The sequence below is a fragment of the Streptosporangium sp. NPDC002524 genome (assembly GCF_040295985.1).
GTDB lineage: Bacteria > Actinomycetota > Actinomycetes > Streptosporangiales > Streptosporangiaceae > Streptosporangium.
Window position 1 is genome coordinate 290,890 of sequence record NZ_JBEOWK010000006.1, and the last position, 15,301, is coordinate 306,190.

Consider the following 15,301-nt stretch of genomic DNA (forward strand, 5'->3'; position numbering starts at 1 on the left):
TGACGCGCCGCAGGTCGCGAGCAGTGTCACGCCGGTAGCGGTCACGTCCTGTGGAACCGTCGGCTCAGCCTGCGCAGGTTCAAGTCCTGCACCTGCCATCAGCCAAACTGGCAGCTCAGAGGCCCTCAAGGGCCTCTTTCGCGTTTCGGGACATGCAGCCGGAAGCAGCCGCGTGTCACCACGCCACCAATATGCGCGCAATGATCTTGGCCGTGTTTTCCCAGGTCGCGCCAGCTTTCTAGCGTCTTGGTCGCCGGCAGCCATTCCCTCGGCTTCGCGGGCGCCTGGTGGCCAGGGTTGCTCAAGACGGGCATGCTGATCAGATGATGGACGCTGTCGTACCGTGCGCTGTTCGGACTGCCCGTCCAGAGGACCTGTTGGCGGTCCTGCAGGTCTACGCCGCCGAGCAGGATCGCGGAGATGACTCTCCCCGTGCAGTTTCGGATCTTGAACAGCGGACCTGGGCGCGGATGATGCGATCCGGCGATCTCACCGTCTACCTCGCTGAGGTCGACGATCGGGTGGTCGGGACGGCGACGTTGATGACGATGCCGAACCTGACCTACGGCTGTGCCCCTACCGCGTTCGTCGAAGCGGTCGTGGTCACCGTCGGTCATCGCCGCACAGGCGTGGCCACCGCGATCATGCGTCGGCTTCTCGATGACACCCGATCCGCGGGGTGCAACAAGGTCCAGCTCCTGTCCCACAAGCGTCATGCCGCCGGCGGTGCCCACCGCCTCTACACCTCGCTGGGCTTCGAGCCGGAGGCGGAGGGATTCCGGCTCTATCTCCAGCAGGTTCCCGCCGCCGTTCGGGCCGCCAAGGTGACACAGCGCTGAGAACCGGTTTCCTGAAAGGCGGAAGGACCTCGGAGAGACTCCGAGGTCCTTGTCGTACGGCAGGCATGACGTATCGTGGCGCGGCTCACCTCGGTGAGCGTCCACGTGTTCGTCATGGGCGAAAGAGCGGCCGGCCGGATCACCGTGACGGCAGACGACATGGCAACTGGCCAAGGCGTTCGCCGGCGTGTCCGGATACCTGTCGATTGGCGGAACGGGGAGCGCGCCCGTGTTGGCGAGCCGTGTTCTCACATGCCCCGTTGACCGGAAATCCGCTGCCAGACGATGTTGCCGTACGTATTGACCTGGACGCGGTCGCCGAGCACGTCCAGGTAGGACCCAGGTCGTCCATCAGTGGCGGTGGCCCGCACCGGTGAGCCGTCGTTGCGGAGCAGTACGAGGTTGCCGTCGTACTGCATGTAGATCCGCTTGGCGCCGCTGCCCAGGGTGTCGCTTGCCCAGATGACGAAGTTGTCGCTGTTGCGGTACTGCACCAGGTTGCCGTCATCCTGCATGCAAAGGCGTGACGAACCGTTGTTGAGACAGTGCGGAGCCTGCAGGAACTGGTTCTGGCGCAGCTGGGTTCCGGAAGTCACCTGCGCCGGGGCTGCTTTGTCCACGATGTTCCAGCGGACGAGCTCCCGCCCTTCCGGCGGGTCGTCCGGGGTCACGATGCTCCGTACATCGCCGATGTTCTGCCAGGCGGGCATGTCCCAGCCGCAGCTGCTGCCGACCCCCTTGATGAGTGGTGCGCCGCGTACAGTCCAGTTGACCGCGTCCGTGCTGCGGGCGATGCCGACCGCGGTCTGTGAATTGGTCTGCCCGCAGAGTCCGTTGGCGCCTCCGAAGGCTTCAAATATCATGTACCAGTAGCCGTCGGCTTCACGGGTCATGTCACCCATTCCCAGGCCGTAGTTTCCCCACGAGGGAGCCGGGGTGAGGGTGAATTTTGTTTTGGTGCCGTTGTAGTCCTGCGTCAGGTTACTGAAGCGGACGGTCGCGCGGCCCTGCGGCAGGCGTCCGGTGGAGTCATGGTAGTGAAAGGTCATCACGTAGCCGACGCCGTCTTTTTCGATGTCGGGCGTGCCCACCTCGTCGAAAGAGTCACCGACGACTCCCTCTTTCAGAAGGCGTGTACTGCCCGACCAGTTGACGCCGTCGGAGCTTGTCACCCACCGGACAGAATGCAGTGCCCGGCCGGTTCCGTTTCCCGCGGGCACCCAGTCGCGCTGTTCGAAGACCATCAGCAAATGGTTGCCGTCAACGATGACGTCCGGAGCGAAAACCCATGTACTCCTCGCGTTGTTGTCGTTGACGCACGTATTGCCGTTCTGCTGCACCGACTGCAGCATGCTGAGCGGCTTACCTCCGTTGTACTGCGCCCACGTCCTTCCGCTGTCGCCGGAGGTGGCGAGGGCGATGCCCTGAGGTATGCCGCATATACTCCCGCTTGAACTGATGAACGTGCGATAGTACATGAGATATTGATTGTTCCATACGATGGTGCTGGTCTCGGCATGAGCGCCTATTCCCCATCCAAAGGGCTTTGGAATCTGTTGTTGCAGACCGGCGGCGTCGGTGAAAAGTTTGCAAGCCGTATCACACGCGGCGGCGATCGCTTTGTTCGTCAACGGCGCCGGCGTCACCGGGGCGACGATCATGGAGATCCCCATGACCAACACCGCCAATATCCTGGAGACATGCCCTGGGTATTTTTTCTGCGGTGCCGTCATGGGTTCCTCCTGCGTGAGACGTAGTGCATGGGGAGAGCGATCCCGCTGCTGGCCGAGATCGCGCCGAGAGCCTGGGGCGGTCACGAAAATGTCATGTTCGATTGACCGCGGTTCGTCGGAGCCAATGTTCGACTCGGGTGTCCTCTCGCGCAAGAAAAGGCATAGGAGTCTTACCTTTTAGCATCCAATCTACGTGTCATGCTCTATTTATAATGATTTATATCTATATGTATGCTTATAGCCGAAATGTAGATTTTGGTCAACTACCTTCGGCGGCCAGGGAGAAATCGGCCGCGCCCGAGGTGGGATGCGGGTGGACGGTCCGCGCGGTCAAGATTTTCGTCCCGCCTGTGTTCAGGGCTGGCGGTTGAGATCCCTGTGCACTTCTGTTGCGTATTCCAGCCCTGGTCGACTCATTTTCGGTGGATGGAACCAGTTGACGCCCTCTCCCGTTCTTGGAGTAGGGGCGGAAAGTCCCACGGCGTGGTCGGGAGTTTCCATGGGCCGGATGCGCGAATGGTGGCGACGTCGGGTGATGACGTCGATGTTGCCGCCCATCGGGGTGCCTGTCGGACGGATGCGTGAGTGGTGGGGGCGTCGAAGCGCCACGTCGAAGCTGCTGATCACAGGAGTGGCGACCGTACTCATCGCGGCGCCCTTTGTCGGCGTGCTGGAGGATCTGGGGCGGCGAGTGTTCCTGCCCGATTCGGGCGCACCGACTCCGTCGGCCCGTGTTCCCACGCATCTACCGACCTCGACGCCGAAAACCGATGACGAGATGTCGAAACGGCCGATTTACTCGTATCACGCCAAGGCTTCCTCGGCGAACGAGGACATCGACGTGAAGATCGAATCGCGTGGTTTCGTACGCCAGGTATTCGTTGCGGCCGCGCTGCGGATAAGATCTGTCGGCGTCATCGCATCGCGTGAGATGCGCCCCGGCGCTGATTTCTCCCTCGATAATCTCGGCCCGGTGGGTCTGCGAATCGACGAGGTGGATGCGAAGGACAGGGTCGTCGCGGCCGTCCCCCTGGCAGAGGCAGACGGCGGCGCAGCCCCCAGTACGTCCGGGATCGTCATTTACGCGGGCCCCAACCACAAGGACACGGTGTTCCGCCTGGCCCCCGTGAAGGTGAAGCCGGGAGCGCGGTACGCGTTCACCGTCACGAACCTGTCCGGCGGCGTCATGTCGTTCTCGCTACGGCCCCGCGGACTACCGGGTCTCCCCATGTACATGTGGGGCTACCAGCCCGACCCGCATGTACTTCAGTCGCGCACCAATCGTGCGGTCACCGGGTTCGTCTGCGACCTGCACGACGGGTGTTCCTAGAGTCAGTACGGGGTTGAGATCAGAGGGATTCGCCCGGCGTGGTGGTCTGCGGCCCTGGCAGGCCGTCGTCATCTCGGTGCTGATCGGTGCTGATCGGTGCCGAGGGCGCCGGCGAAGGGGGAGAGGGCACGACCGTGAAAGGCCTCACCAGATGTCACTCTGGCGAGGCCTTTCACGAGGTCCGGACGATTCCGCGAAGGCCGGGTAGCCGGGTAGCCGGGGCTACCCGGCTACCCGGCTCTGCGGCGGCGTTCGAGAGCGGGGGAGTGAGCGGCGAAGGCTCAGGGGCAGCCCAGGGCTCGGTACTCCCAGCCCGCCGCGCGCCAGACGGTGGCGTCGAGGGCGTGGCGGCCGTCCACGATGCGGGTGTGCTTGACGACCTTCGCCAGCGCCGAGGGCTCGACCTCGCGGAACTCGGCCCACTCGGTGAGCAGGACGACCACGTCCGCGTCCTGGGCCACGTCCAGCGCGCTCGTGCCGTACCTGAGCTCCGGGTAGGTACGGCGCGCGTTGTCCAGTGCGGCCGGGTCGTACACCCGGACGTTGGCGCCCAGGCCGTGCATGGTGCGGGCCACGTCCAGGGCCGGGGCGTCCCGGATGTCGTCGGAGTTGGGCTTGAAGGCCGCGCCCAGGCAGGCGACCCTCTTGCCGGCGAGCTGGCCGCCGAGCAGTTCCCTGACCAGGTCGATGGTCCGGGAACGGCGGCGCCGGTTGATCGCGTCGACCTCGCGGAGGAAGGACACGGCCTGGCCGACGCCGATCTCCTCCGCCCGGTGCGCGAAGGCGCGGATGTCCTTGGGCAGGCAGCCGCCGCCGAAGCCCAGGCCGGGCTGGAGGAACCGGCCGCCGATCCGGTCGTCGTAGGCGAGGGCCTTGGCCAGGTCGCGTACGTCGGCGCCGGTGGCCTCGCAGACCTCGGCCATCGCGTTGATGTAGGAGATCTTGGTGGCCAGGAACGAGTTGGCGGCCACCTTGACCAGCTCCGCGGTGGCCAGGTCGGTGACCACCACCGGGGTGCCGAGGTCGAGGATCGGCTGGAACGCCGCGGCGAGCCGCTCGTGCGCCCACTCCGAGGTGACGCCGAACACGAGCCGGTCGGGCTTGAGCGTGTCGTCGACCGCGAAGCCCTCCCGCAGGAACTCCGGGTTCCAGGCCAGCTCCACCTCCTCTCCCGCCGGGGCCAGCTCGTGCAGCAGGCCGGCCAGGCGGGCGGCGGTGTTCACCGGCACGGTCGACTTGCCGACCACCAGGCAGCGCCTGGTCAGGTGGGGGGCCAGGTTGCTGATGGCCGCGTCGACGTAGGTCAGGTCGCAGGCGTCGGAGCCCGGCTGCTGGGGGGTGCCGACGCAGACGAAGTGGATGTCGCCGTGCTCGGCGGCCTCCTCGTAGGAGGTGGTGAACCGGAGCCGTCCCGACTCCAGGGCCTTGCCCAGCAGCTCGGGCAGGCCGGGCTCGAAGAACGGCACCTCCCCGGCCTGCAGCCTTTCGATCTTCTTGCTGTCCACGTCGAGACCGACCACGTCGTACCCCAGTGACGCCATACAAACCGCGTGCGTCGCCCCGAGGTAGCCGGTTCCGATCACCGTCAGTCGTGGGAGCTCGGCTTCGCCCATGTCCGTCTTTCCTTATCTACTTGTCCTTGGGGTCGTGTTCAGGAGCAGACATCGGTCTTGGAGAGCAAGCCGCCGGTGACCTTGTTGTCACAGGCGATCTTGTTTCCGCCGGCCGTGTCGTTGATACCGAAACCGCCTGAATTGCCAAGATCGATAACGTTGGCCCGGAACACATTTCCGGTTCCCCAGCCGTCAACGATCTTGTGGGTCTGGAAGCCGTCCTCGTTGGTGCCGCTACCGGTGTTGCCCTGGATGAGGTAGCCGTTGCCCTTGACGTCGACCCAGGAGTCGTTGTGCTTGGAGCCGCCGAGGCTGGAACCGTCGAAGACGTTGCCGAGGATGTGACCGCCGGAGGTGCCCTCCTTGATGTCGATCGCCTCGGCGGTGGCCCGGATGACGTTGCCGCGCACGGTGTTGCGATCGCTGCGGTCCATCTTCCCGCCGGAGAAGGTCGCCCAGTTGCTCTCCGCGGTGCCGAGGTAGACGCCCTCCCCGAACTTCTCCCGGCGCAGGCCGGTCGCGTAGACCATGCAGTACTGGACGGTGTTGTCGGTGCTGAAGTTGCGCAGGTGGATCGCCTCGTCCCCGATGTGGTGGACGGTCAGCTGCTGGATGGTCGTGTTGGTGGTGCGGTCGGCCATCACCCCCTTCTGGCTGTTGCGGACGGTGAAGCCGACCAGCCGCACGTGGCTGACCTCGTTGAGGTGGAGGGCGTAGCCCTCCTTCACCCCGCCGCCGTCGATGATCGCCTCGGGCGAGCCGCAGATGAAGATCGGTTGGTTCTCCGTCCCCGAGACCGCCGCGACGAACCGGCCGACGTAGACGCCGGGCTCCAGCTTGATCACCGCGCCCGGCTCGGCCGCCTCCAGGGCCTCGGCGAACCCGGTGGCGTCCTCGACGGTCACCGTGGCCTCGGGGCAGTCGATCAGCCCCTTCCCGAGGGGGACGGCGATGTCGGGCGGCTCCTGCGACGCGACGAACTCCTCCACGTCGTCGTCTTCCTCCACCCGCGAGGTGTCGTTCTCCGACCCTCCCGACCCCTCCGACCCCGATGGGTCCGACGACCCCGACGGTTGCTCCGGTGCCTGGGCGGCCGGCGCGTCCGCGCTCCTCGGCCCGATGTCCTCGATCGGGGTGGCCGAGTTATCCGAACCGCCGAACAGCCCGTACAGCAACACCACGACGATCACCGTGATGACCGCCCCGGCAAGCATCCCCACCAGGGTTTTCCGGTCGATGTCGATGGTCAGGCGCATCGCTCAGCTCCTCTCCGCCGGCGGCTGGGCGGCGGCGGCAGGCTCCAGGAACCGGGCCGGTCGCTCTTCCAGCAGCGTCTGCTTCTCGTATGGGTGAACGAACCGTTGGCCCACCCGCGGACCGTCGCCGCGCAGTGCCCGCAGGGCCGAGATCACGATCAGGGAGATCACGCCCAGCCAGATCAGGTTCATCGGCTTGGCGATCCGCTTGACCGTCGTCCAGAAGCCGGCGGTGTCCTGCCAGCCGCTGGTGTTGTTCTGCGTGACGGTCGTGGTCCCCTTCGCCCGGCTCATGTCGAGCGCGCTGCGGCCGGCGCCGCCCAGGGTGTTGCCGGTGACCTTGGTGCCCTGGGCCGTGCCAAGCAGCGAGATCGCGTGCAGCGAGGCGGACTCGACGGTGTTGGCGGAGACGGTGGCCGCGGAGTTGCGGAGGTAGATCGCGGTCTGGGTGTCCCGGACGATGTTGCCGCTGATCCTGGCCCCCCGCACCCCGTCGCGGAGCGCGATCCCCTGGCTGCGCTGGCCGGTGAGACGGTTGCCTGAGAGCCGTACCCCGGTCGCGTCCTGACTCACCACGATGCCCATCTCCCCGCCGATCACCTCGGTGGTCTGTACGACGAGCTTGTCACCGCCCTGGATCTCCACGCCGTAGCGGCCGTTGTCCCGCGCCGTGCTGCTCGTCACCGAGCTGCCGCCGAAGCTGCGCAGCGACTCCCCGGACGCCGACGGCCCCCGGGCCAGCGGCAGGCCGCTGATGGTGAAGCCGTTGCCCTCGTTGCGGGTGGCCTCCGAACCGGTGATCGTGACGTTCTGCGTGCCTCTGGAGAGGACGAAACCGTCGCCCCTGCTGTCGGTCACGGTGGTGTTCTCGATGGAGGCGTTGCGCGCGAACCGGTGCAGCAGCACCCCGTGGACCAGGCTCCCGGTGACCGAGACGTCGATGATCCGGGTCTCGTTGGAGGCCGTGATGAAGATCCCGTACGCGTTACCGGTGATCTTGGTGTCGGTGATGTCGCCGGTGACCAGGTTGGCCTGGGGCAGCCGGTAGGCGACCCTGCCCCGGCCCGTCCCGTTGGTGATCTCGATCTCGTTGTTGCCGCCCCTGCTCGGCACGAGGAGACCGTTGGGCAGGAGCGCCCGCCGCTGGGAGCCGGTCGGCTGCGGGGTGGGCGTCGAGCGCGGGACGGTGGCGGCGGTGGCGGCGGTCGTGGTGGCGGTGGTCACCAGGTCCGCGGTACTGGTCGGCCGGTCGCTGCCGGTCAGCGCCAGCCCGCCGGTCGGGCCGCTCCAGAATCCGAGGTGCTCCACCTGCGCGTGGCTCATGGTGAGCTCCCCGCCGACCACGCGCAGGTAGGCGCGCCCGTCGGAGACCTTGGTGTCGGCCGTCCTCTCGTGCGCGTTCCAGCTCGTGATCCGCACCGGGTTGCGTGCCGAGCCGTTGATGCGGATGTTCGCGCCGAAGCCCACGATCGAGACGAAGGCGCCGGGGTCGCTGCGCATCCGGAGCACCAGCGGGCCGGTCGCGTTCTGGAGCACCACCTTGGCCCCCGGGCCGGCGAACAGGTTGATGCCGAGCACGTAGGAGCCGTCCGGCTGCTTCTGGAAGTGCTCCTGACCCAGGCGCTCCAGGTCGGCGATCCGGTACGGGTCGCGGCGCTGCGGCAGCACGAGCGTCTGGCCGTTGGCCGAGCTGGAGATGTGCGGCACGCGGGACCGCGCGGCGGCGGGCCCGCCCCGCGCGAGCGCCGAGGACAGCGTCGCGCGGGTCTGCATGATCCGCAGGTCTTCCTGGTCGACCAGGGCCGACTGCTGCTGGGCCTCCGCCGCGGACACCTCGTTGACACCCGGGGTCGGGGCGGAGCGGTCGAAGTAGGAGAGGTACGCCCAGGTGCCGGTCGCGGACAGGGCCACGACCAGGACCATGAGAAGGGTGCGGCCCCTCCGCCTGCGTGAGCGGCTCATCCCCTGCCTCCCACGGGGGCCGAGTCGGCGTGCCGCGACGCCTGGCGGCGTCGCGAGGGAGGTCCGGCGGGCGCGAAGGGATCCGGCGCGGTCTCGAAGGGGTCAGGCGGGGGCGGGGTGGCGTGGCGCAGCAGCTGGAACCGCCCCTCGGCGAGCAGCCGCTGCTGCTCGTAGGGGTTGCGGATCTCGGTGCGGCGCTGCCGCCGTTCGAGGACGCCGCGGGACCGGATCGCCGACACGACCACCAGGAGGATGACTCCGGCCCAGATCACGTTCATGGGCTTGACGTAGCGCTTGGCCTTGACCCAGAACGACGAGGTGTCGTTCCACTGCTCCTCGTCGTTGTTGTGCTTGTTCACCGTGTCGGCGGCCCGCGCGACGCTGATCGCGCTCGTCCCCGCGCCGATGACGGTGTTGCGGGTGATCTCCGAGCCCGTGGCGTCGCCGACCACGGTGATCCCGTGGGCCTTGGGGTTCGGCTTGGTCGTGATCTTGTTTCCGACGACCATGCCCGCGGAGTCCCGCAGGTAGATGCCGGTGACGGCCCCGGTGATCGTGTTGCCGGCCACGTGGGCGCCGGTCGCCCCGTCGCGCAGCGCGATCGCCTGGCGGCGCTGGTCCGTCAGCCTGTTGCCGGAGATCTGGACCCCGCTGGCGCCCTCGCGCACCACGATGCCCATGTCACCGCCGGTGATCTCGCTGGTCTGCACGGCCAGCCGGCTGCCGCCGAGCACCTCGACGCCGTACCTCCCGTTGTCGCGGGCGGTGCTGTTGCTGACCGAGCTGTCGCCGTAGACGGCGAGCGACTCGCCGCTCGCGGACGGTCCGCTCGCGAGCGCCCGCCCGTTGAGCGTGAAGCCGTTGCGCTTGTTCTGCGCGGCGAGGCAGTCGACGACCTTCACCTTCTCGGTCGCCCGTGACAGCACGAAGCCGTCGCCGCCGCTGCCGGTCACCTCGGTCGCCTCGATCGTCGCGTTCTTGGCGAACCGGTGCATGAACACGCCGTGCACCAGGCTGTTTCTGATCTTGTTGTTGATGATCTGCGTCTGGTTCGAGCCGGAGACGAAGATCCCGTAGGCGTCGCCGGTGATGACGCTGTTCTTGATCGATCCGGACACCAGCTCGTCGGCGAGCACGTGGGAGGCGGTGCCGGGGCCGATCGGGATGGTCTCCACGTCGCCGAAGTTGCTGCCACCCCGCTCGCCCCGCTTGGTGTTCGCCAGTCGTTCCTGCTTGTCCTGGTGGCGCTGGTCCTTCGTCCGGTGCCGGTAGACGCTGGCCGGCCGCTCGGTGCCGGTGAGCGCGATGCCCCCGGTGCGGCCGCTCCAGAATCCCAGGTGGGAGACCTGCGTGTGGCTCATCTCGAACTCGCCGCCGACCGCCCGGATGTAGGCGCGGCCGTCGGTCGTGGTCAGGTCCGGCTTCTGGGTGCGTACGTCCCAGCTGGTGATCCGCACCGGCCGCTTGGCGGTGCCCTTGATCTCGATGTCGCCGCCGAACGCGATGATCGAGCTGAACGAGCCGGGCAGGCTGCCCATCCGCAGCGTCAGCGGGCCGCGCAGCTGCAGGCGCGCGCCGTCGGCCACGAAGACCTGGACGCCGAGCAGGTAGGAGCCGTCCTTCAGCCGCCGCAGGTACCGGCCCTTCTCCACGCCCGCGAGGTCCCTGAGGGTGTACGGGGCCTCGGTGTTGCGCGCGGGCAGCACCAGCGTCCTGCCGTGCCCCGACACGAAGACCTGGGGCTGCTTGCGCTGGGCGGCCGCGATGCCACCGGTCTGCAGCATGGCCGTGAGCGCGGCACGGGTCTGGATGATCCGCTGGTCCTCGACGTCCACCAGGGTCGCCTGCGCCTCGGCGTCGCCCGCCGTGAGGGTGCCGGCCTCCAGGATCGCGTCGTCCGCCATGATCGCGTCTTCGACCAGGGCGGGGGAGTCCTCCGGGGTGGGTTCGGCCGTGGGAGCCGGGGCGGTGGTCGGTTGCGAACCGCTTCTCGTGGCCGGCTTGGCCGTCTGGCTCGCGCTCGCCGTCGGAGTCGGCTTGGCGGTCGGGACCGGGTCGGGTTTCGGAGGGGGTTCCTCCTTCGGCGGAGGTTTCTCCTCGGCGGGAGGTTCCTCCTCCTCTTCTGGGGCAGGGGGGTTCAGGAACGGATTGTCGTCCGGGGTCGCGACGCCCGTCGGGGCCGAGCTGGGATTCGTGACCGCCTCGGAGTCACCCAGCGGGCGGGGAGACGAGAGGGCGGCCGCCGGCGCGGCCGCGAGCCCGAGCGCCAGCACCGCGGCGCCTAACAGGACAGGAGCGGAGCGCGTCATCTCAGGCCAGTCCCTTGAGCGTGGCCGCGCTCTGACCCGCTCCGCCGACCTGGTCGGAGGTACGGGTGAGCCAGCCCTGCTTGTTCATCGTCACGAACGCGTACAGCTTGATCGGCAGCGCGATCATGATGACCACCAGGCAGAGCAGCGGGAGCAGCAGGATCTCCGAGGGGTGGCGGCGCAGGTGGGACCAGCCGCGGACGCCCCGGCCGAGGAGCAGCCAGCCGACGGCGAGCCCGATGCCCAGCGGGGTGAGCTCAAGCCTGCTGAAGAACAGGTAGGCGAGCGTGACGCCCATGGTCACCGGGGTGAGCAGGATCTGCAGCACGGTCACCTTGGTGACGAGCGGGGTCTTCCACAGCCACCCCTTCCACAGCGCGGTCAGGTAGCAGCGGTAGGAGTTGCGGCTCCACCGGACACGCTGCTTGACGAAGGCGCGGAAGGAGTCGGGGAACATCGAGATGGCGCGGGCCGAGGACTGGTGCACGGTCTTGTACCCCGAGGCGAGGACCAGCCAGGTGAGCCGGCCGTCGTCGCCGGCGATGCACCGGCGGCCGAGGAAGAACTCGTTCTCCAGGTGGGTGAGGACCGGGAGGATGGCCTCGCGCCGGTAGGCGGCGGTCCGGCCGGACAGGCAGGCCACCCCGCCCCTGCTGCCCATCGCCGGCACGTAGTCGTAGTAGCGCAGGTTGACCAGCCAGTCCGCGATGCGCCGCCAGACGCTGCTGGTCCGCTGGAACACGTTCTGCTGGGTGCCGACACCGCCGACCGCCGGGTCCTCGAAGGGCATCTGCACGGCGGCGAGCAGGCCGGGCTGCCACCAGGTGTCGGAGTCGGCGAAGACCACGACCTCGCCCTGGGCCGCCCGGATGCCCACCCCGAGCGCGGAACGCTTGCCCGAGTGCTCGTAGATCAGGACGCGCAGCCGGGGGTCCGTCACCTCGCGGAGCTTGGCGTGGCATTCGGTGTCCGCGACGTCCACCACGATGATCACTTCTTGCGGGTCCTGGGACAGCCAGCTGGCCAGGCAGCGCACCAGGATCTCGGCGTCCTCCCGGTAGGAGGGGACGACCACGGACACCGAGGTGCGGTAACCGTTCACGATCGGCTTGGCGAGCCGTGACAACACCACTCGATAGATCCACAGGCCCCAGACGAGCAGGCCGGCCAAGCCCAGCGGGATCAGGTCTCGCCAGGACCCGTTGGCGCTGGAGCGGACGATCCATTCATAGGCAGCATCAAACCAATCAACAACTGACGCCACTGATCCTCCTGGGCGAATCGTCCCAATATGCCCATGGGGAAAGCCCCCCTAGCTGATGGACCAGGACATTACTGGGCCAACGTTGGCCAAGTATCTTGGAACGGTACAACCGTTACAAGACTGAGTGAGTTTGCACATGGTGCGCCCGGGGTCGATGAGGTGATGTCGTGGGCATCACGGACCTCACGGGCCCCACGGACTCCGTACGACACTTGCGGAATGTCAGATATATCAGCTTTTGAGCGATTTTGGGACTGATATTGAAGGATTGAGGGACAAGTCCACGGACTGAGACGCTGGCGTGGACAAAAGCTGGGGCTCCAAGTGGGGATCGCGGACCGACACTCCAGCCGCGCCTAGGGAACCGATGGGACTCATGGGGCTCATGTGACTCATGGGACCCCTGGGTCTACGAAAATCCGCGGAGCCTGTGGACAGGACGCGGGCAGAGGCGGCGGGCATCGCCGAGCCCTTTCCGGGCGGACCCGGAGCGCGTCGCTCACGAACCCCGCGCCGCGCCAGCGGGCGCTGATGCGGGCCGCCTACCTGCTCACGGGAGACGCCCGCCTCGCCGAGGACCTGCTGCGGAGCGTCCTGATCAAGGTCGTGGGGCAGTGGCCCAAGCTGTCGGAAGGCGGCAACCCGGAGGCGTACGTGCGCAAGGCGCCGGTCAACCAGTACATCTCCTGGTGGCGCCGGCCCCGCCCCGAGTCACCGAGCGCTGACCCGCCGGAACGCGGTGCCTCCTGCGACGAGGCCGCACTCGACCGGATCGTGCTGCGCCAGGCGCCGGCCGGTACGGTCACGATCACCCGCTGGAATTCTCACCGCGGCGCCGTGGTTTCCGCCTACTGTCCGCCCGCTGTCCACGCCGTCGAACGACGGCCGGAAAGCGGCTGAGACGCTCGGAAAGCGGCTGAGACGCTCGGAAAGCGGCTGAGACGCTCGGAAAGCGGCTGAGAGGCGGTTGTGAAGCGGCTGAGACGGCCGGAAGCCGTCGGAGTTGCCGGGGAGCCGTCGTAAGTCGTCGGGAAATCTTCAGGAAGCCGTCGGGAAGCCGTCAGGAAGCCGTTGGGAAAGAGGGAGATGATGTCCGCACCGCTTGAGTTCGCGATCGACACCTTCGGGGACGTCACCGTCGACGCGGACGGAAACCGGCTGCCGTACGCGCAGGTGATCCGTAACGTCGTCGAGGAGGCCGTGCTCGCCGACAGCGTGGGGATCGACGCGATCGGCATCGGGGAGCACCACCGCGACGACTTCGCGATCTCGGCACCGGAGATCGTGCTGGCGACGATCGCCGGCCGTACCGAACGCATCCGTCTCGGCACCGCGGTGACCGTGCTCAGCTCGGACGACCCGGTGCGCGTGTTCGAGAGGTTCGCGACCCTGGACGCGGTGTCCCAGGGGCGTGCGGAGATCATCCTTGGCCGTGGCTCGTTCACGGAGTCGTTTCCGCTGTTCGGCTTCGACCTGTCGCAGTACGAGGAGCTGTTCGAGGAGAAGCTCGACCTGTTCTCCCATCTCCTGGAGGAGGGGCCGGTCACCTGGCAGGGCCGGCTCCGTCCCGGGCTGGAGGACCAGCACGTGTATCCGAAGACGGAGTCCGGACGGCTGCGGACCTGGATCGGCGTCGGCGGCAGCCCCGAGTCCGTGGTGCGCGCGGCGCGCTACCGGATGCCGCTCATGCTCGCGATCATCGGCGGCTCGCCGGAGCGTTTCGCGCCGTACGTCGACCTCTACCACCGCGCCCTCGACCAGCTGGGGGGACGGCGGTTGCCGGTCGGTGTGCACTCGCCGGGGCACATCGCCGAGACCGACCGGCAGGCCCGCGACGACCTCTGGCCGCACTACCGGGCGATGCACGACCGCATCGGCCGCGAGCGCGGCTGGGGTCCCACGAACCGCGACCGCTTCGAGGCGGAGGCCGACGAGGGCTCGCTCTACGTCGGATCTCCCGAGACGGTGGCCGCGAAGATCGCGAAAACGGTGGGCGCGCTCGGCGTCGACCGCTTCGAGCTGAAGTACAGCTCGGGGACGCTCGCGCACGAGAAGCTGATGACCACGATCCGCCTCTACGGGGAGGAGGTCGTGCCGAGGGTGAGGCGGCTGCTGGCCCAGACCCCCGCCGCGACACCGGCCGGCTGACCCCTGCTGCTCCCGGCTGACCCCGGCTGATCCAGAGTGATCCAGGCTGACCCCTGCTGCTCCCGGCTGACCCCGGCTGATCTCGGCCGATCCAGGCGGGCCCGTCGGCCATGGGCTCGCGCCCGCGGGGCCTCCCGATCCGGACGTGCCTTCACCCGCTCACGTGGCCGCCGTGTCGAGGAGGGGCGAGAGGGCGTCGCGGAGGTCCTCGATCCGGCGGTAGTGAATGGCGGTCATCCCCATCTCGCGGGCCGCGGCGACGTTGGCGGCGGTGTCGTCGACGAACAGGCAGCGGTGGACCGAGGTCCCGGTTCGCTCGGCGGCGATGAGGTAGACACGCGGGTCGGGCTTCGCGACGCCGATGCGGGCGGTGTTCACCACGACGTCGGCGAGGTCGTCCAGCCCCTGCCGGGCGAGATCGCTCTCCAGCCGCGTGGTCGCGTTGGAGACCAGGGCCACGGTCGCGACGTCGCGAGCCCGGGTGAGCAGGGCGACGACCTCCCGATCGACCCGTGGGACGACGTCGGACCAGGCGGCGACGACGGCGCGGGCGCGGTCGGCCGATCCGCAGGTGTCGGCGAGGCCCGCGGTCACCGTGGAGCGCCACCGCTCGTCGGTGATCTCTCCGGTGATCGCGGAGCGCAGCAGGGACGGTGCGAAGGCCGCCGCCGCGAGGGTGCCCGGGGGGAGTCCGTGCGTACGGTCGAGGTCGTCGGAGGCGGGCCAGTGGCGAAGCACGCCGTCGATGTCGCAGAGCACGGCGTCATAGGGGAGAGCGGTCACGATCGGAACTCCTCGGTGGTCGTTCGGCGGCTCACGTCGACGGTCCCGCCGGTCCGCCGTGGTT

Annotated in this window: 11 protein-coding genes; 4 read left to right on the forward strand and 7 right to left on the reverse strand. The window is 68.0% G+C overall.

Features of this window, described 5'->3' with window-relative positions; genetic code table 11:
- Nucleotides 1–326: 326 nt before the first annotated feature.
- A complete protein-coding gene (locus ABT053_RS12850; RefSeq protein ID WP_350969269.1) occupies nt 327–839 on the forward strand; it encodes a GNAT family N-acetyltransferase in 513 nt (170 codons plus the stop codon).
- Nucleotides 840–1,087: 248 nt separating this feature from the next.
- Here ABT053_RS12850 and ABT053_RS12855 read toward each other — a convergent pair whose 3' ends face one another.
- A complete protein-coding gene (locus ABT053_RS12855; protein WP_350969113.1) occupies nt 1,088–2,572 on the reverse strand; it encodes a hypothetical protein in 1,485 nt (494 codons plus the stop codon).
- A 499-nt stretch (nt 2,573–3,071) separates the two neighbouring features.
- On the opposite strand from ABT053_RS12855, the gene ABT053_RS12860 reads away from it, so the two are divergent.
- Nucleotides 3,072–3,902 carry a hypothetical protein gene (locus ABT053_RS12860; protein ID WP_350969114.1) on the forward strand — a complete coding sequence of 277 codons (831 nt, stop codon included), beginning with the start codon at nt 3,072–3,074 and terminating at the stop codon, nt 3,900–3,902.
- A 281-nt stretch (nt 3,903–4,183) separates the two neighbouring features.
- Here ABT053_RS12860 and ABT053_RS12865 read toward each other — a convergent pair whose 3' ends face one another.
- The 5 genes from ABT053_RS12865 to ABT053_RS12885 are packed head-to-tail and all read right to left on the reverse strand — an operon-like array spanning nt 4,184 to nt 12,306.
- Nucleotides 4,184–5,515 (reverse strand): UDP-glucose dehydrogenase family protein, encoded by a 1,332-nt coding sequence (locus ABT053_RS12865; RefSeq protein WP_350969115.1) that lies wholly within the window; start codon nt 5,513–5,515, stop codon nt 4,184–4,186.
- Nucleotides 5,516–5,553: 38 nt separating this feature from the next.
- Nucleotides 5,554–6,771 carry a right-handed parallel beta-helix repeat-containing protein gene (locus ABT053_RS12870; RefSeq protein WP_350969116.1) on the reverse strand — a complete coding sequence of 406 codons (1,218 nt, stop codon included), beginning with the start codon at nt 6,769–6,771 and terminating at the stop codon, nt 5,554–5,556.
- Between the two features lie 3 nt (nt 6,772–6,774).
- Entirely contained in the window at nt 6,775–8,733 is a 1,959-nt protein-coding gene (locus ABT053_RS12875) for a right-handed parallel beta-helix repeat-containing protein (RefSeq protein WP_350969117.1), read from the reverse strand.
- Complete coding sequence (locus ABT053_RS12880) at nt 8,730–11,042, reverse strand: right-handed parallel beta-helix repeat-containing protein (RefSeq protein WP_350969118.1); 2,313 nt, start codon at nt 11,040–11,042, stop codon at nt 8,730–8,732. Before ABT053_RS12880 ends, ABT053_RS12875 begins: the two co-directional genes overlap by 4 nt.
- A 1-nt stretch (nt 11,043) precedes the next feature.
- Entirely contained in the window at nt 11,044–12,306 is a 1,263-nt protein-coding gene (locus tag ABT053_RS12885; protein WP_350969119.1) for a glycosyltransferase family 2 protein, read from the reverse strand.
- Nucleotides 12,307–12,837: 531 nt separating this feature from the next.
- On the opposite strand from ABT053_RS12885, the gene ABT053_RS12890 reads away from it, so the two are divergent.
- Together ABT053_RS12890 and ABT053_RS12895 are read left to right on the forward strand one after the other, a co-directional pair.
- Entirely contained in the window at nt 12,838–13,206 is a 369-nt protein-coding gene (locus ABT053_RS12890) for a SigE family RNA polymerase sigma factor (protein WP_350969121.1), read from the forward strand.
- Between the two features lie 189 nt (nt 13,207–13,395).
- Complete coding sequence (locus ABT053_RS12895; RefSeq protein ID WP_350969122.1) at nt 13,396–14,454, forward strand: LLM class flavin-dependent oxidoreductase; 1,059 nt, start codon at nt 13,396–13,398, stop codon at nt 14,452–14,454.
- A 159-nt stretch (nt 14,455–14,613) separates the two neighbouring features.
- On the opposite strand, the gene ABT053_RS12900 is transcribed toward ABT053_RS12895, so the two are convergent.
- A complete protein-coding gene (locus ABT053_RS12900; protein ID WP_350969123.1) occupies nt 14,614–15,237 on the reverse strand; it encodes an HAD-IA family hydrolase in 624 nt (207 codons plus the stop codon).
- Nucleotides 15,238–15,301: the final 64 nt, after the last annotated feature.

Bases quoted from the DNA above. Each gene is read 5' to 3' on its own strand.
- ABT053_RS12850 (WP_350969269.1), top strand. From the start codon at position 327: ATGGACGCTGTCGTACCGTGCGCTGTTCGGACTGCCCGTCCAGAGGAC.
- ABT053_RS12855 (WP_350969113.1), bottom strand. From the start codon at position 2,572: ATGACGGCACCGCAGAAAAAATACCCAGGGCATGTCTCCAGGATATTG.
- ABT053_RS12860 (WP_350969114.1), top strand. From the start codon at position 3,072: ATGGGCCGGATGCGCGAATGGTGGCGACGTCGGGTGATGACGTCGATG.
- ABT053_RS12865 (WP_350969115.1), bottom strand. From the start codon at position 5,515: ATGGGCGAAGCCGAGCTCCCACGACTGACGGTGATCGGAACCGGCTAC.
- ABT053_RS12870 (WP_350969116.1), bottom strand. From the start codon at position 6,771: ATGCGCCTGACCATCGACATCGACCGGAAAACCCTGGTGGGGATGCTT.
- ABT053_RS12875 (WP_350969117.1), bottom strand. From the start codon at position 8,733: ATGAGCCGCTCACGCAGGCGGAGGGGCCGCACCCTTCTCATGGTCCTG.
- ABT053_RS12880 (WP_350969118.1), bottom strand. From the start codon at position 11,042: ATGACGCGCTCCGCTCCTGTCCTGTTAGGCGCCGCGGTGCTGGCGCTC.
- ABT053_RS12890 (WP_350969121.1), top strand. From the start codon at position 12,838: ATGCGGGCCGCCTACCTGCTCACGGGAGACGCCCGCCTCGCCGAGGAC.
- ABT053_RS12895 (WP_350969122.1), top strand. From the start codon at position 13,396: ATGTCCGCACCGCTTGAGTTCGCGATCGACACCTTCGGGGACGTCACC.